This is a genomic window from Pseudonocardia oceani, assembly GCF_019263585.2.
Taxonomy (GTDB): domain Bacteria; phylum Actinomycetota; class Actinomycetes; order Mycobacteriales; family Pseudonocardiaceae; genus Pseudonocardia; species Pseudonocardia oceani.
On record NZ_JADQDF010000001.1, the window covers coordinates 2,231,002 to 2,246,341 of the forward strand.

At 69.2% G+C, this 15,340-nt stretch carries 17 protein-coding genes; 11 read left to right on the forward strand and 6 right to left on the reverse strand.

All coding sequences use genetic code 11. The annotated features are described in order from the left end of the window. Nucleotides 1–198: 198 nt before the first annotated feature. The 3 genes from I4I82_RS11085 to I4I82_RS11095 all read left to right on the forward strand — a co-directional run bounded on the left by I4I82_RS11085 (nt 199) and on the right by I4I82_RS11095 (nt 3,179). Nucleotides 199–684 (forward strand): VOC family protein, encoded by a 486-nt coding sequence (locus tag I4I82_RS11085; protein ID WP_218590033.1) that lies wholly within the window; start codon nt 199–201, stop codon nt 682–684. Between the two features lie 48 nt (nt 685–732). Beyond that, entirely contained in the window at nt 733–1,038 is a 306-nt protein-coding gene (locus I4I82_RS11090) for a thioredoxin family protein (protein WP_218590034.1), read from the forward strand. Nucleotides 1,039–1,529: 491 nt separating this feature from the next. Next, nucleotides 1,530–3,179, forward strand: a complete 1,650-nt coding sequence (locus I4I82_RS11095) for a DUF6119 family protein (protein ID WP_218590035.1) — start codon at nt 1,530–1,532, stop codon at nt 3,177–3,179. Nucleotides 3,180–3,206: 27 nt separating this feature from the next. Here I4I82_RS11095 and I4I82_RS11100 read toward each other — a convergent pair whose 3' ends face one another. Together I4I82_RS11100 and I4I82_RS11105 are read right to left on the reverse strand one after the other, a co-directional pair. Beyond that, nucleotides 3,207–4,022: a hypothetical protein gene (locus I4I82_RS11100; RefSeq protein WP_225920570.1), complete on the reverse strand. Its 816-nt coding sequence runs from the start codon at nt 4,020–4,022 to the stop codon at nt 3,207–3,209. Nucleotides 4,023–4,027: 5 nt separating this feature from the next. After that, a complete protein-coding gene (locus I4I82_RS11105) occupies nt 4,028–4,855 on the reverse strand; it encodes a hypothetical protein (protein ID WP_218590036.1) in 828 nt (275 codons plus the stop codon). Nucleotides 4,856–4,979: 124 nt separating this feature from the next. Here I4I82_RS11105 and I4I82_RS11110 point away from each other — a divergent pair, with 124 nt between their 5' ends. From I4I82_RS11110 to I4I82_RS11145, 8 genes are all read left to right on the forward strand, one after another. Beyond that, the gene (locus I4I82_RS11110) at nt 4,980–5,408 is read left to right on the forward strand and encodes a plasmid replication, integration and excision activator (RefSeq protein ID WP_218590037.1); all 429 of its coding nucleotides are present in this window, start codon (nt 4,980–4,982) and stop codon (nt 5,406–5,408) included. Between the two features lie 106 nt (nt 5,409–5,514). Continuing rightward, on the forward strand, nt 5,515–5,922 hold the full coding sequence (locus I4I82_RS11115; RefSeq protein WP_218590038.1) for a hypothetical protein: 408 nt from the start codon (nt 5,515–5,517) through the stop codon (nt 5,920–5,922). Beyond that, on the forward strand, nt 5,919–6,212 hold the full coding sequence (locus I4I82_RS11120) for a WhiB family transcriptional regulator (protein ID WP_218590039.1): 294 nt from the start codon (nt 5,919–5,921) through the stop codon (nt 6,210–6,212). Before I4I82_RS11115 ends, I4I82_RS11120 begins: the two co-directional genes overlap by 4 nt. Before the next feature lie 56 nt (nt 6,213–6,268). Next, nucleotides 6,269–6,526: a helix-turn-helix domain-containing protein gene (locus I4I82_RS11125; RefSeq protein WP_218590040.1), complete on the forward strand. Its 258-nt coding sequence runs from the start codon at nt 6,269–6,271 to the stop codon at nt 6,524–6,526. Next, the gene (locus I4I82_RS11130) at nt 6,526–8,118 is read left to right on the forward strand and encodes an FtsK/SpoIIIE domain-containing protein (protein WP_218590041.1); all 1,593 of its coding nucleotides are present in this window, start codon (nt 6,526–6,528) and stop codon (nt 8,116–8,118) included. Before I4I82_RS11125 ends, I4I82_RS11130 begins: the two co-directional genes overlap by 1 nt. Beyond that, on the forward strand, nt 8,115–9,782 hold the full coding sequence (locus I4I82_RS11135) for a replication initiator (protein WP_225920571.1): 1,668 nt from the start codon (nt 8,115–8,117) through the stop codon (nt 9,780–9,782). Before I4I82_RS11130 ends, I4I82_RS11135 begins: the two co-directional genes overlap by 4 nt. After that, nucleotides 9,779–9,988 carry a helix-turn-helix transcriptional regulator gene (locus I4I82_RS11140; RefSeq protein WP_308112777.1) on the forward strand — a complete coding sequence of 70 codons (210 nt, stop codon included), beginning with the start codon at nt 9,779–9,781 and terminating at the stop codon, nt 9,986–9,988. The genes I4I82_RS11135 and I4I82_RS11140 overlap by 4 nt, the downstream gene beginning before the upstream one ends. After that, nucleotides 9,985–11,379 (forward strand): tyrosine-type recombinase/integrase, encoded by a 1,395-nt coding sequence (locus I4I82_RS11145; protein WP_218595681.1) that lies wholly within the window; start codon nt 9,985–9,987, stop codon nt 11,377–11,379. The genes I4I82_RS11140 and I4I82_RS11145 overlap by 4 nt, the downstream gene beginning before the upstream one ends. A 194-nt stretch (nt 11,380–11,573) precedes the next feature. On the opposite strand, the gene I4I82_RS11150 is transcribed toward I4I82_RS11145, so the two are convergent. From I4I82_RS11150 to I4I82_RS11165, 4 genes are all read right to left on the reverse strand, one after another. Next, nucleotides 11,574–13,145, reverse strand: coding sequence for a 4-coumarate--CoA ligase family protein (locus I4I82_RS11150; RefSeq protein ID WP_218590043.1), 1,572 nt, complete (start codon nt 13,143–13,145; stop codon nt 11,574–11,576). 307 nt (nt 13,146–13,452) lie between these two features. Next, nucleotides 13,453–13,800 carry a hypothetical protein gene (locus I4I82_RS11155; RefSeq protein ID WP_218590044.1) on the reverse strand — a complete coding sequence of 116 codons (348 nt, stop codon included), beginning with the start codon at nt 13,798–13,800 and terminating at the stop codon, nt 13,453–13,455. Between the two features lie 72 nt (nt 13,801–13,872). Continuing rightward, entirely contained in the window at nt 13,873–14,823 is a 951-nt protein-coding gene (locus tag I4I82_RS11160) for a DUF4349 domain-containing protein (RefSeq protein ID WP_218590045.1), read from the reverse strand. 106 nt (nt 14,824–14,929) lie between these two features. Continuing rightward, nucleotides 14,930–15,316 (reverse strand): hypothetical protein, encoded by a 387-nt coding sequence (locus tag I4I82_RS11165; RefSeq protein WP_218590046.1) that lies wholly within the window; start codon nt 15,314–15,316, stop codon nt 14,930–14,932. Nucleotides 15,317–15,340 lie beyond the last annotated feature (24 nt).

Genomic DNA, 15,340 nt, shown 5'->3' on the forward strand with positions numbered 1-15,340 from the left:
GCTGATCATCTGCGGAGTGTGGCGGCGCGGGCCGAGGAGTTCTCACGCGATGAGCGCTCGGCGAGTCGGCGGTGGCGCAGGGTCCACGCGTCCGACGACTGACGAGTCTCGTGGAGCTGTGCCGCGCGGCTCGTCTGTGAAGTCAGCCTGCCCGCCGAGGTGCTCCCGCTACGCTCACGGCGAGGCCGAGGGGGCGCCATGACCGACGAAGTGGGCCAGACCACCGTGGCTTGCGGTTGCTGCGGCGAACCCCGGCCTGCGGAAGACGTGTCGAGGCTGGGACTGCACCCCGAGATCGCCGTGTGCGGCAGCTGCGTCCACAACATGGCCGGCCGCCTCGTCGCCCGTCCCGCGATCACTCCGATCTTTGCTGTGCACGACATGGCCGCCGCTCGCGAGTTCTGGGCTCGGGCCGGGCTGCGCGTCGATGAGTACAGCCCCGAGTACGCCTTCGTCATGCACGGTGAGGCCGAGCTCCTGCACCTGGATCTGCGGGCGGATCTGGACCTGGAGCGCAACGCCGCGGCCTGCTACGTGCACATCGCTGACCCCGTCGAATGGCATCGGCGGTGGAAGGAGCAGGGCCTGCCGGTGAGCGACGTCGTGGTCGAGCCGTGGGGGATGGTCGAGTTCAACGTGAAGGATCCGAGCGGCAACCTGATCCGGATGGGCCGCAACGACTAAAGCGTGTACTGACTGCGCCTCAAGGGGCTGCCAGGCACACTTGTGGCTATGCGGGTGGAGCTGCTGGTTGTGTCGGACTGCCCGAACGAAGCGCTGGCCTACGAACGTCTGCGTCGGGCGCTCGATGATGCCGGGCGCTCCGACACCTTGATCATGGTCCGCACGCTCACTGAGGACTCGATCGGATCGGCGGCTGCGTTCGCTGGGTCGCCCACGGTCCTGATCGATGGGGTGGATCCGTTCGCGGAGCAGGCGACGCCGGCGGCGAACCTGTCGTGTCGGGTCTATCGGTCTGCTGACGGGGTGTCCGGCGCGCCGTCGCTGGATGAGCTTCGTCGGGTCGTTCGTCGCTGAATCAGTCCTGGGAGCACGCTCGCTCGCATTCTGGCAGTGGGGCCGGGTAGCCGGCCACGGCGCCGCGAACGGGCCGGAGGTGTAGTGAGCGAGTGCCGCGGCCGGCGTGGCCGGCCCCGCGCCGCCGGAGGCGGCGCGCTTGATCCTAAAGAGACAGATTCGGCAGTGACATGAGCAGGCACTGTGTCCGGTCCCGGCTGATGCTTGACGTTCCGGTCTCACCTGATGCTGACGCTCTGGCCGGGTCGGCTGCCGCACTCCGCGTCCTGGCTGATGTAAACGAGAGGCTGGGATCGGACAAGTGGACAGGCGCGTCAAGCCTCGCGCTTGACCGCGGCGTCCGTCGGCAAGTTGCGCGCACTGGATATTCGCCGCATCTAGACGTAACACCTTGCAATGTACGCACGAAGCACGGTGAGAGGACCAACCAGAGGAGAGCAATGCCGCGCCCGCCGTCGAAAGCAAGTAAGGCGTCACTGCATCGCATTTGGGTGGGAACGGACGAGCTGCTTGCTGTCGCAGCAAAGGAGGAGTACGTCGACCGGGAGCAGTTCGATACGGAGGAAGTAGTTTTCGGGAATCGGCAAGCTTTACTGGTTTATGGCCAGATACCGAATGAACAGCCGGACTGGCTGGACCACGTGCAAACTTTGACAGGCTTTAGACCCCCGGTACAGAACGACACTTCCGCCGGATTGCTTTTGGTACGACTTGAAGACTCGCACAACTACTGCTACGGCATCACGTGGGGGATGGGCCACCTCATCGTTGACGGAGCTAGAATTGATGATGGCTTCGGACTCCGCTTCGCGTTGCGGCGCGCTGACTCAGATCAAATAAGTGCACTAACTACACATGCACTCGACACGCTGCCACGAACTTCGCGACTATCCGTTCTTGGCGGAACTGCGATAAAGTCCTTCGGCCTTGAGGAAGTCGGTGAAGTTGTGAGCAGGATTGTCGGCAAGATTCCTGCGACCGGCTTCTCCAGCGATAAGCCCGGAACGCCCATATACATCACGGTCCGGGGATCAGATGCGCTAGGGGTTCCATTAGCAAAAGATCCCTATAAAGCACTTTCAGACCTAAACCTGATCGACTCCGTAATTTTAAGCGAGGAACCGGCAGAGGGTCTCGAACACCTCGAAAACACTCGCCCACTGCGGCCCGGCCACCCACTGATTCCTGAACTGAACAAGGCGCTAAGCGAACGCATCGCGGACATCGGCCCGGGCCGTCTCGCGCTCTCGTGGCCAGCAGAGTGGAATGAGGATGTCGGAGAAGCCTCCACGTACCAAATATCGGGTCTCCCCAGAGAAGACGCTGTAGTCCAAGAGATTGAACTAGCGGATATTATTGAGCCGGTTGCTGAGCGTCCCGACCCCGATAAGCTAGCCCTTTTAAAACGTCTCAGCATCCAGGGTCTTGCCGCGGGCGGAACTCCGCTATCGCGAAAGATATCAACTGAGAAGTGGCTATCCTTCGAATGCGACTTGAACGCAGAGCGATACGTTATGCAGCGCGGGCGCTGGTTTAATGTCGGCGGTGCATACATCGAGATGCTGGAAGATAAGATCAGAAGAATACTTTCCGCGACGTCGCCGATCGACCTCCCTCGATGGCCAAAGCAGGAGAAGACCCGTCGCAGAGGTGGCGCGAGGTACACAGCTCGCGCAGATGAAGGCGTCTACAACAAGCTAGCCGCACAGCGCGACAGAGACTTGGTATGCATGGATCGAAAGTTGATTCAGACCGTTCAGCATCCGTCTGGCTTCGAATCATGCGACCTGTATCACTCCTCAGGAGCGCTCATCCATGTGAAGCACCTAGATGACTCGGTCTCAGCTAGCCATCTCTTCAATCAAGCCGTGGTGTCAGCCGAAGCACTTCGACGCCAAGTCGATGCCCTTGAGAATTTCCGTACCCGCGTGGAAGCAGAGAGTGGCGGGACCCATCATGTCGCAACCGGTTACAGACCAGCTCAGGTCGTTCTTGCATTCTCGGGAGGAGGCGCGGTAGCTGATTCAATTTTCACATTCTCGAAGATTGCGCTTGCACGGTGCGCTCAAAGACTTGAGGAGATGGCGATTGATTTGATGATTACCCGAATCGGAGAATCAAACGAGGTGGTGGAGCCGTAGAGTTGCGGCTCCATGCGCCAGAACTGATCATGCGGGTGGACAGAAACCCTGAACTACAGCCAAAGTCTTATCGTCATGCGGCTTAGCACGAGGAAGCAGGCGGCCCTCCGGATCGACCACGCCCTCCCATTCGTGAATCTGGCACAACAGACCCATAAGGCCATCACTGTCGCGCTGCGCTACAGCAGACCACTCCGGACTGCCGTGATGATCGATTAGATCGGCTGCGCCGTCCGTAGCGAGGACAGCCCAATCGATCTGATCAGCCGCAACTGCGGCGGTTAAGGCCTGTGCAGCGGCGCCCGGGTCGGTCTCGGCTATCCAATAGCCCTCGGGTTTGTTACGTAGGGCACCTTGAGCCCGCTGCAAACGCTTTAGCAGGTTTCGGTGATTACCACTGTATCCGGCACCGGAACGCAGCGCTTGAACGTATCGCGCTCGCTCTATTAGCGGAAGAACCGCTAGGCGGTCGTCAATAAGACGATGCACGGCTCGTCCCGAGCCATAGTAAATTGGGCTGTCACCCAGCGCGTAGAGGTCTACTGCTTCCCGACGTACTCGGAGAATGCTCACGGTGCTGGACGGAGAGGCATCACCGCGGAGGTGCAGATTGGCGGCGGCGTTTTGGATCGCTTCGGCGACTGCCTGCGTAAGGTTAGTGTCAGGGGCGGCGTCGAGCTGATCGGCGATGCTTGCGCCTAGGGTCTCGGCGTAGGTGCCAGGATCGACGTCAACTGGCTCGAACGCTGTAGCGCCGTCGAGCACAATCACTGCGTTCTCGGTGACGAACACGCGATCGGCGTTGTTCTCGCCGCCGGCCAGTTGCGCGGTGTGGACCTGCATGACGGCTACCAGCGGTGGGGGCCGGTGAGCGGCTCGCTGTCGACGACGGTGAGGCCGTCGAGCCGGCAGCGGACTGCCAGACTGAACGAGTCGCTTCCGACCGTGCTGTGTAGTTCGGCCAGGTGGTGGGCGAGGTAGTGCACGACGCCGCGGGAGCCGGGGCTGTGGATGCCGGCGATGTGCACGATCACGCGGTCACCGTCCATGCGGCGCGACAGGTAGCCCAGGTCCTCATCACCGGCAGGGTGCTCGGACATCGGGGAGCCGAAACGCTCCTCCGTGGTCTTGTCCTCGATCCACCATCGGCCGACGTCGTTGACCATGCCCAGTCGCGGGTCGCCGTCGAGCAGCTCAGCGCCGATCGGTGCGGACTTCGGCCCGCAGATCATCACGACGTCACCGCCGGGCAGGGTCGTACCTTCCGGTTCGATCGTGAACGGCTCCGCGGCGAGCGCTAGTGTCCCGAGCAGCGTGGCGGTGTCTTGCTGCGTCGCGAGGTCCGCCGCGTCGACGTAGCTGCGCATCCGGCTGTCGGTGCCCTCGCGCAGGGGCACGCCGACGTGAACCGGGCCGACGCCGAAGAAGACCCGTTCCCGGGCCGGCGCCCCGGACCGGATCTGCGTGACCCGGCCCTTCGTGATCCCGAGCGCGGCCGCGATCTCGGTGTAGGTGAGGCCGCTCCCCTGGTGCGCTTCCTCGATGGCCTCGCGCCGCAGACGAGCCAGCTCGGCGGCGCGCTGCTGATAGATGGACATGAGTTCGGTGGCCCTGCGGCCCCGCCGGATCGGGTCGGGGTCGCGTCGGACCGCGTCGAAGTCGTCCGGGCTACTCACCGTGATGAGTTTAGGGGTGCTTGACAGGTTCGTCGAACCCGCCTAGCTTCTGTTTACCCCCCCTCGACGAACACGAGCCAAGAACGGCTCTGCTGTTTAGAGGGGTAAACGACGAGGGAGTCCGATGGCCATCAGCAGAGGGATCAAGGTCCATCACGACGACGTGTTCCCGCACGGGGCGTACATCGTCGGCGAAGTGGAGGCGGTGCGGGACTTCGAGCGCTCGACCCGTGAGCGACCGGTGCAGGCGACCGACAAGGAAACCGGCCAGCTGGTGTGGTCGGTGTCGGTCCTCGACCCGGACCCGGACGCCCGCAAGGACGCCAAGACGGTCAACGTGAAGATCTCCGCCCCGGTGCAGCCGGTGCCGCCCGGGGAGATCGCGCCGGGGATGCCGTTCCGCCCGGTGGAGTTCGACGGCCTCACCGTCACGCCCTACCTGAACGAGAACGGCGGCCGGGCCCGGGTGGCGTTCAGCTTTCGCGCGACCGGGATGCGTGCCCCGCGGGCTGGGGCGAAGCCGACCCCGCGCGCGAACGGGGAGGCCGCCTGACCTGTATGGCGGAGGGGAGCCGCGGCGGCAACCGGGCTCCCCTCCTGACCTTCCACGAGCCCAACCCCTGGCAAGGAACCGAGTCCCGGAAGGACACCGACCTTAGATGCGCGCACCCTTGATCGCCCCACCCACTGACCCGGCGGCAACGCGAGTCGTCCCGGAGATCCCGACCCACGTCGTCACCGCCCTGGCCGAGCTGGACGACGCCTACGACGCCGCGGCCCGGATGCCGCACACCAGCAACGTCGAGCACGCCGACCGCGCTCTGGCGCTGGCCCGGCTTTGTGCCCGGCGGGCGGCGTGGTGGCGGGTGCTGGCCCTCTGGACGTACCGCGCCGGGTTCGACCGGCTACACGGGAAGGCGGCCTTGGCGGCCGGGCACAGGCAGCAGGAGCGGGCTCGGTTCTGGCGCGACACCGCCGCGGACTGGCGCGCCCGCGCCGACCTCCGCCCCACCTCCGATGCCGCCGGTGCGCTGTCCAACTGGGCCGAGCTGGGGGTGTCGGCATGACCGCCCCGACCACCGCCGCTTCGAGCTGGCGCCGGCTCGCAGCCTGCACCGTCGTCGGCCCGGAGACCTTCTATCCGCTCGACCTGACCCCCACGGGGCCGGCCGTCATCGCGGCCCGCCGGGTCTGCGCCACCTGCCCGGTGCGGAGAGCCTGCCTCGCCGACGTCATGGCCGCCGAGAGCCCGGCCCGGCGATGGGGCATCACCGCCGGCCTGACTCCCGACGAGCGAACGGCCCTGTTCGCCGGGCAGCACTCGCTGGTTGATCCGACTGGGGCGGTGGCCGCGTGAGCGCCCGGACCCGGTCCCGTGTCAACGCGGCCTTGACGGGCGGACGGTCGCCGCGGGTGGTGGAGAATTCCGAGTTCGCCGCGTTCGGAGGCCGGATCATCCGAGCGGCTGGGCGTCGGATCGCTGCCGGTGACGTCGACGCTCTGCCCGACCTCGCCGCCCTCTCCGCGGAACTTGACGCCGCCATCAGCGACGCCGTCACCGGGCTCCGAGAGGCCGGTTACTCCTGGGGCGAGATCGCCTCCCGGCTCGGCGTCACCCGGCAGGCCGCGCACCAGCGCTGGTCCGCCCCTGTCGCTGGGGAGGTGGCCTGATGAACACCGCGCAGATCGTCGTGGTCGCCCTCGTCGCCGGGGGTGGGCTGTGGGTGCTGCACAAGGTCGGGCGCTGGCTGACCCAGCTCCTGGAAGCCCTGGCCGCGATCGCCGTCGTGTTCGTGACGCTCTGGCTGATCGTCAAGGGCGTCTGGTGGGCAGGACGCCAAGTCGTGAAGCACTGGCGGACCAGTGTCAGCACCGCCGTCGCGGCGGCCTGGTGCTACCTGCTGGGCTGGCCCTCGCTCGCCATCACCGCCGCGGTCATCGGGCTCGGCTTGGTCGGGTGGTGGCAGCTTGGCCGCGACTCCTTCGAGCCCTGGGCCGGTCGACACCTGCGGGCCTGGTGGCTGCGGTGGGTGCTCTACGCCCGGAAGATGCCGGGCTGGCTCCGCGCCTGTGGCCTGACGGTGGCCGATCGCGATCCCGGCGTGCATGTGCAGGTGAACCCGTTCCGCCGGTCCGCGGTGCAGCCGAAGGTGAAGCCCGGCGCGGGCCGGACACCGCGCGTGGTCGGGGTCCGCTCGGGCGGGTCATGGGACGAAGTGCGGGTGCAGCTGGTGCCGGGGCAGACCCCGGAGGACTTCGACCTCGCCGCCCGCTCGCTCGCCGTCGCCCGCGGTGTCGCGCGGTGCCAGGTGCGCGAGCTCGGCCCGAACCTGGTGTCGATCGACTTCCAGCGCCACGACCGCCTCGCCTCGGTCGTGCCGTGCCACTACCTGGGCAACCTGACCTGGGTGCGCGGGGAACACGTCGACTTCCGCCGGGTGTGGTCCGGACGCAGCGAGTACGGCACCGACTGGTTCCAGGCCATCGAAGGCAGCCACACCCTCGTCGCCGGCTCCACCGGGGCGGGCAAGAACTCCTTCACCTGGGCGCCGATCATCTCCATGGCCCCCGCCATCCGCGACGGACTCGTCCGCGTCTCTGGCATCGACCCCAAGGGCATGGAGCTGGCCTACGGGCGCCGGGTGTTCCACCGCTACGCCTCCACCAGCAAGGACGCCCTCGCGCTGCTCGACGACCTGATCGACGGCATGACCGCCCGCAAGGAGCAGTTCTCCACCCACAAGCGCGTCGTCCCGATCAGCCACGAGCACCCGTTGGAGCTGGTCGAGTTCGACGAGATCGGCGCCCTGGTCCGCTACGTCGGCGACCGCAAGACCCGAGAAGCGATCGTGGAACGGGTCGCTCTCCTGACCACCCAAGGCCGCGCGCTCGGCTACTCCGTCCGCGGCTACGTCCAGGAACCGACCAAGGACACCGTCCCAGTGCGCGAGCTGTTCCCGCGCCGCATCTGCCTACGCGTCGCCTCCAAGAGCCACGTCTCGATGGTGCTGGGCGAGCACGCCTACGACCGCGGGGCCTGGGCCAACCGCATTGGCGAGCACGAACCCGGGATCGGCTACCTGTTCGGCGAAGGCATCCGCGAACCCCTGCGCGTCCGGTCGGCGTGGGTGCCCGACCACGTCATCAAGGACCTGGAGCACTTCGTCCACTCCCCCGCCTCACCACCGCTGGCCAACCCCGCGCAGGGCGGACCGTTCGCCGCACCCGTTCCAGCGCTGCAACCGATCGGAGGCCAGGCATGACCACCACCGACACCGCGGCGGGCATGGGGGCGGGGATGGTCGACTACGACCAGCTCACCCGCGCGCAGAAGGCCCTGATGTCCCTGTCCGGGGACGTCGCGCACCAGCTCGCCGAAGACCACGGCGTCTGCGTCCGCCCCCTGGCCATGCGCCGGCTCGACCTCACCACCGGGCGGGTCGACGTCGTCCCGGTCCCCTGCGGGTCGCGCCGGGACGACATCTGCAAGCCGTGCGCGGACAAGTGCCGCCGCACCCGGATGACCCAGTGCCGGGAGGGCTGGCACCTCGAGCACGAACCCATCCCCGACCGGCCCACGCCCACCGACACGCAGAAGGACCTGTTGGCCGTGCGGGCGGATCTGCACGCCGTCTACCAGGAAGAGGCCGACGAGACCGAGCGGGAAGCGATCCGCGACACCGTCGCCGTCCTCGACGACGAGCTGCGCCGGGCCGGCGTGACGGGCCGGTTGGAACCGCTTGATCCGCCCGAGCGGCCCGCGGTGAAGCGCTCGACCCGGCGCCGCCAGGACGCACCCAACCTGCCAAGGCGGCCGGTGGAGAAGCGGACGCTCGGGCAGGTGTTCGGCGGCAAGTACCGGCCCTCGACATTCCTCACGCTCACCCTCGACAGCTACGGTCGGGTGGACGGGGACGGAGCTGCGCTCGACCCGGACGGCTACGACTACCGCCGCGCTGCCCGCGACGCGATCCACTTTCCCAAGATCGTCGATCGGTTCTGGCAGAACACCCGGCGCTGCGTCGGGTGGGAGGTGCAGTACTTCGGCACCATCGAACCCCAGAAACGCGGGGCGCCCCACTTCCACGCCGCCATCCGCGGCACGATCCCCCGCGCCGAGCTGCGGGCGATCACCGCCGCGACCTACCACCAGGTGTGGTGGCCCCAGCATGACCAGCAGATCTACCGCGGCGACCACGTACCCGTATGGAACGACGACGCGCACGGCTTCGTCGACCCCTACACCGGCGCCGAGCTGCCCACGTGGGAGGAGGCCACCGACCCGGAGGTGCTGCTGTCCCCCGGGCACACGGTGACCTTCGGGGCCCAGGTGCACGTCAAGGGCATCCTCGGCGGCACCGAAGAAGCCGGGCGCCACATCGGCTACCTGACCAAGTACCTCACCAAGTCCGTCTCCCAGGCCGCCGGGCTCGTCGAGGACCCGACCGCTCGGCAACGCGAGCACCGCCGCCGCCTCGTCGCCGAACTCGACCGCACCCCATGCTCACCGCAGTGCCCGATCTGGCTGCTCTACGGCGTCCAGCCCAAGAAGGTCCGACACACCGCCGTCCCCGGACAGTGCAAGGGCAAAGCCCACCGGCCCGAGCACCTCGGCATCGGCGGCCGCCGCGTCCTCGTCTCCCGCAAGTGGTCGGGCAAGACCCTCGACGACCACCAGGCCGAACGGGCCGCGTTCGTTCGGCAACTCCTCCACAACGCCGGTGTCCGTCCGGGCTACGCCGTGGATGACGGGCCGTTCGAGTGGGAGAAGACCCGGCCCGGCGACCCGGATGTCCCGACGAGACCGGCGCTGCTGCTGCACGCGATCTCCCAGCGACAACGCTGGAAGGCCGACTACACCGCCGCCCAAGCCCTGGCCGGCGACCTGCCCGACGAGCGTTCGGCAACCGAGGAGGTAGCGGCGTGAAGGCGATCGACCGTGACGAGCTGCTGAGCGTGCGGCAGGTGCTCGAACTGCTCGGGGGCGTCTCCCGGGACACCTTCTACGAGTGGCGGGAGAAGCGGACCGCTCCGCCCTGCTTCCGTCTGCCCAATGGGCACCTCCGGGTGCGGCGGGGCGACCTGCTCGACTGGCTGGAGGGCCTGCGGGATGCGCCGGGACGGGCGGCATGAGCGAGCGGCCGACCACCTACCGCGTGAGCGTGTGGAACGTCGTCAAGCACGCCTCGCGCCGTCGGTACGGCGTCCGGTGGAAGACCGAGGGGCGGGAGCACTCGGAGTGGTACGCGACCAAGGCGCTGGCGGAGTCGTTCCGGTCGGACCTGCAACGGGCTCAGCGGGCGGGTGAGGCGTTCGAGGTGCAGAGCGGGCTCCCGGTGTCGCTCGCGCGCAAGCGGAACGCGCGGACGCTCCTGGAGGTGGCGACGAGCTACGTCGACTGGTTGTGGGCCAGCGGCGCACCTCCGAACACGCGTAAGGGCGTCGTGACGAGCATGGCCGCGATCGTGCCGCTGTTCGTCCGGCAACTCGATCACGCGCCCGACCCGGCGGCTCTGCAGCGGCTGCTGTCGACTCGCCTGCTCCCGCCGCCTCGTCGTGGTGAGCCGTTGACGGCGGCGCAGACCGCGGCGGCGAGCTGGTTGGTCCGAGCGTCTCGACCGGTCGCCGACCTGGCCGACGACATCGTGGCCTCGGAGCTGTTGACGGCGCTTGGGAAGACCGTTTCGGGGCGCTCAGTGACGTCGCTGACGTGGGACAAGCGTCGGGCGGTGCTGCACCGCACGGTGGAGTTCGCGCGGTCGTCGGGGTGGATAGACGTCAACCCGCTCACTGGTCGGCGCCACGTCGTGCGCCACAGCGGGCCGCAGATCGTCGACCCACGCGTGGTGGTCAACCCGGCGCAGGCGCGCCAACTGCTCGCAGCGGTGACCTACGTCAGGGGCCGGCGGCTCCAGGACCGGGACCGTGGTCGGCGGCTGCATGCGTTCTTCGCCTGCATCTACTACGCCGGTCTGCGGCCCGGCGAGGTCCAGTTGCTGCGGGAGGCGGACTGCACGTTGCCCGCCTCGGGCTGGGGCGAGCTGGTGCTCACGGGATCGCGCTCGGAGGTCAGCGCCGGCTACTACGCGCCGCGGGGGAAGCGTCACCACGAGCGTCCCTTGAAGCGTCGCGCGGCGGAGGAGGTTCGGCCGGTGCCGATCCCGCCCGCGCTCGTCGAGATCCTGCGCGCGCACCTGGCGGAGTTCGGGACGACGCGGGACGGCCGGCTGTTCTCCGGCGTCGAGTCGGGAGAGAACGTGCCGGGCTCGGTCTACTCCCGGGTGTGGGAGGAGGCCCGGCAGATCGGGCTCAGCCCATCGCAGGAGGCGTCCCTGCTCGCCCGTCGTCCGTACGACCTCCGCCACGCCGCTCTGTCGAGCTGGTTGGCCGCGGGGGTGCCGCCCACCGAGGTGGCCGAGCGCGCGGGGAACTCCGTCAAGGTGCTGTTGACGGTCTACGCCAAGTGTCTGGACGGGCAGCGTTCGGCCTACAACGACCGCATCACGACGCTGCTCGACGGATGAAGGCGGGAACGGCAGAGGCCCCGGCGGTCCACGGTGATAGTTCCACTGTGGACGCCGGGGCCTCTTCGCGTTCCGTACCGGTCCCGTGGATGACCCCAGATCACCCGGCACTCCGCCGGTTCCTCACAGAGAGGGAGTCGGAAGTGGTCGAGCGTTCGTGCTGGTCAACGCCTCGTTCCGGCTGGTCGGCCGTCTCAGGCGTTGGCGGCTTCCCGAGCGCGGAGGTCCTTGCGCAGGATCTTCCCGGACGCCGACTTCGGGATGACGTCGATGAACTCCACGACCCGCACCTTCTTGTGCGGCGCGATGCGCTCGGCGACGAACGACATCACCTCGTCGGCACTGAGCTCGGCACCGCTCTGCAGCACCACGAACGCCTTGGGCACCTCCTCGCCCTCCGCGTCCTTCACCCCGATGACGGCCGAGTCGGCGATCTTCGGGTGGGTGAGCAGCAGCGCCTCCAGCTCGGCGGGCGGCACCTGGTAGCCCTTGTACTTGATGAGCTCCTTGACGCGGTCGACGATCGAGAAGACGCCCTCCTCGGTCACCTCGGCGACGTCACCGGTGTGCAGGTAGCCCTCGTCGTCCAGGGTGGCGGCGGTGGCCTCGGGGTTGTTCAGGTAGCCCACCATCACGTTGGGGCCCTTGACCCACAGCTCGCCGCGCCCGCCGGGGCCGACCTCCTCGCCCGTCTCCGGGTCGACCAGCTTGCACTCGATGTTGGGCAGCGCGAAGCCCGAGGAGTTGAGGTCGAGGTCGGGTCGGTCGTCGGGCATCGCGTGGCTCACCGGCGACAGCTCGGTCATGCCGTAGCCCTGCAGGACCGTGCAGCCCAGCCGTTTGCCCATCGCGTTGCCGAGCTCGGCGTCGAGCGGGGCCGCGCCGGAGAAGATGACGTCGACGCAGGAGAGGTCGTACTCGTCGACCATCGGGTGCTTGGCCAGCGCCACCGCCACCGGCGGGGCGATGTAGAGCCGCTGGATCTTGTACTCCGACACGATCCGGAGGAACTCCGGCAGGTCGAACTTCGGCATCGTGATGACGGTGGCGTTGCGGTGCAGGCCGTGGTTCATCATCACGGTCATGCCGTAGATGTGGAAGAACGGCAGGACGGCGAGGATCCGCGTGTCGGGGCCGACCTTCATGACCCCGTCCATCTGCACGAGGTTCGCGACGAGGTTGCGGTGCGTGAGGATCACGCCCTTGGCCAGGCCCGTGGTGCCCGAGGAGTAGGGCAGCACCGCGGTGTCGGTCGGGACGACGTCGGCCGCGGGCACCTCGGCGGTGCTCGCGAGCAGGTCGCGCAGCGAGGCGTAGCCCTCGGCACCGTCGAGCACGATGATCGAGTCGGCGGGCAGCCCGGCCTGCTCGACGGCGGCGGCCGCGCGCTCCAGGAACGGCGACGCCGTGAACAGCAGCTTCGCGCCGGAGTCCGTGAGCTGGTGGGCGAGCTCGCCGGGGGTGTAGAGGGAGTTGGCGCTGGTGACGATCGCGTTGGCGCGCAGGATGCCGTGGAACACCGCCGCGTAGTACGGGGTGTTGGGCGAGAAGATGCCGACGACGTCGCCCTTGACGATGCCCCGCTCGGTCAGGGCCGCCGCGATCCGCTCGGTCATCCCGCGCAGCTCGGCGAAGGAGATCGACGCACCGGACGAGCCGTCGGTCAGCGCGGGCTCGGCATCACGGCCGCCGAAGTCGGAGAACAGGAAGTCGAACAGCGGGACCTCGGGGATCTCGACGTCCGGGAACGGGCTGCGAACGGGCATTGCTGCACTCCCTCGGGCACGCCCGTGCGGACCTGCTCCGACGGGCGTCCAACTCTAGACCGGCCGGAGGCGACACCAACTGGGCAACCCGGAAGGGTTGCCTTGATCGTCACTCGCTGTCATCGTGACGGCGTCGGACGGACGGGCCCCCCACCTGTCCGGACCGTACGGGCGGTGCCCCCGCGCCGCCCGGTGCCCTGTGGCCCGCGGTGCCCCCGACCGCGCGGCCCTCCAGGGCGGCACCACGCGGGGTGGCCCGACTCCGACTCCCCCTCCCGGGCGCGGGCCACTCCGCGCCGCCCCGCGCTCAGCCGGGCGGCAGCACCACGTCGGGCGTGGGCGGCACCTCGAACGACGGGATCGACGTGCCCAGCTGCTCCAGCGCGGCCTGCGCCCGGTTGAGCTGCACCGCCCCGTAGACGACGACGGCGATGAACAGCAGGCTGGCCACCGACGTGAGCACGTAGGCGGTGACGCGCAGCGCGGTGACCGCGCGGCCGTCGCGCGGTGGGATGATGATCGTCTTCGTGCGGGTCTGCACCGGCGGGGCCGCCTGGGCGAACGGCTGCGACGGTGGGTACGGCGGCCCGTGGCCCTCGCGCGGTCCGCGCTGGGGCGGCACCGCCCCCTGGTACCTCTGCTGCATATCGGTCACGGCCCCTGCTCCCGTCGTCGCGAGCGACGCCCCCCGGACGTCATTTCCCTGTCGCAAATCCCCCACCAGGCGTTACGCCGCCTGGGCCGTCCGGCGGCGCCGTCGCACCACCAGCCACACCAGTCCCGCGAGCAGCGCGACCACCGGCAGGAACGGCAGCAGGAACCCGACCACGGTGCCGGTGGCCGTGCCGAGCGCGAGCAGCCCCTCCCACCCGGCCGCGAGGCCGGGGCCGAAGCCGGCGGCCGCGGGCGTCGGGTCGTCGTCGCCGGTCCACGGGACGCGCAGGTCGACGGTGACCGTCGAGAACGCGACCTGGTCGCGCAGCGCCGCCAGCCGCCCGGTCAGCGAGTCGAGGTCGGCCTCCCGGCGCGCGAGCTCGGACTCGATGGCCACGACGTCGCCGATCGAGGTCGCCTCGGCGAGCAGGGCCCGGACGCGCGCGACGCTCGCCTGCTGGCTGGCGACGCGGGCGTCGAGGTCGACGACCTCCTCCGTCGCGTCGACGACCGACGAGGAGCGGTCGGTGACCGTCCCGACCGCGGCGACCCGGTCGAGCACGGCGTCCAGCGCGTCGGCCGGGACGCGCAGCACCACCCAGCCGCCGCGGTCGCCCGCGCTCTCCTCCGCGACGAACCCGCCCGCGGCGGCCGCGGCCGCGCGCACGTCCCGCACGCCGGTCGCCGCGTCGCCCACCTCGACGGTGACCTGCGCGGTCCGTACCAGCGAGCGCTGCGCCGACCCGACCGGGACGCCCTGCGAGCCCGCCCCCGTGACGCCGTCCGGCGCGGGCGCCGCCGGGGCCACGAGCGGTGAGGCGGCGTCGGCCGACCCGGCGTACTCCTCCGTGCTGCGCCCGATCGCGGGCTCCGCGGTGTCGTACGGCGAGGACGGCGAGGACGACGACCCGCCGTCCGCACCACCCACCGCCACCACCACCGATCCCAGCAGGACCAGCCCCACGACGACCGCGCCGAGCACCAGTCCCGTCCGCCGGGTCGTCCACCGCCGCCAGAGCGCCACCGCCACCGCCTCCTCGTGCCCCCGGTCGCTCCGGGGATGTCACGGCAGGGACGGCGGACCGGCCCCCGCGCGTTGGCCGGGCCGGGTCACGATCGGGTGACGGGCCTCAGGCGGTGCGGCGCCAGGAGCCGACCAGGACCACCGCGGTCGCCGCGGTGATCAGCATGGCCAGCGGCACGTGCACCCAGAGCGTCGTGTCCTCGCCGAGCGTGGCCTCCACGAACGTGGCCGCGAAGACGACGAAGGACAGCACGGCCGGGGCGACGGGACCGCGGGCGAGGCGCCGGTCCAGGGCCGCGGCGACCACCATGAGGCCGGTGAGGACGTGCAGCACGATCGCGCCCGTCTGGTGCGACCCGTAGGCCCCGCTCACCGAGTTGACCACACCGCCCGCGGTGACGCCCTGGTACAGCACCCCCAGGGTGGACAGCACCGCCGTGACGCGCAGCGCCCAGGTGGTGGCGGGGACGGCCCGCCGTGCGGTGGTGGTCATGGTGTCTCCTGGGGAGTGGGAGCG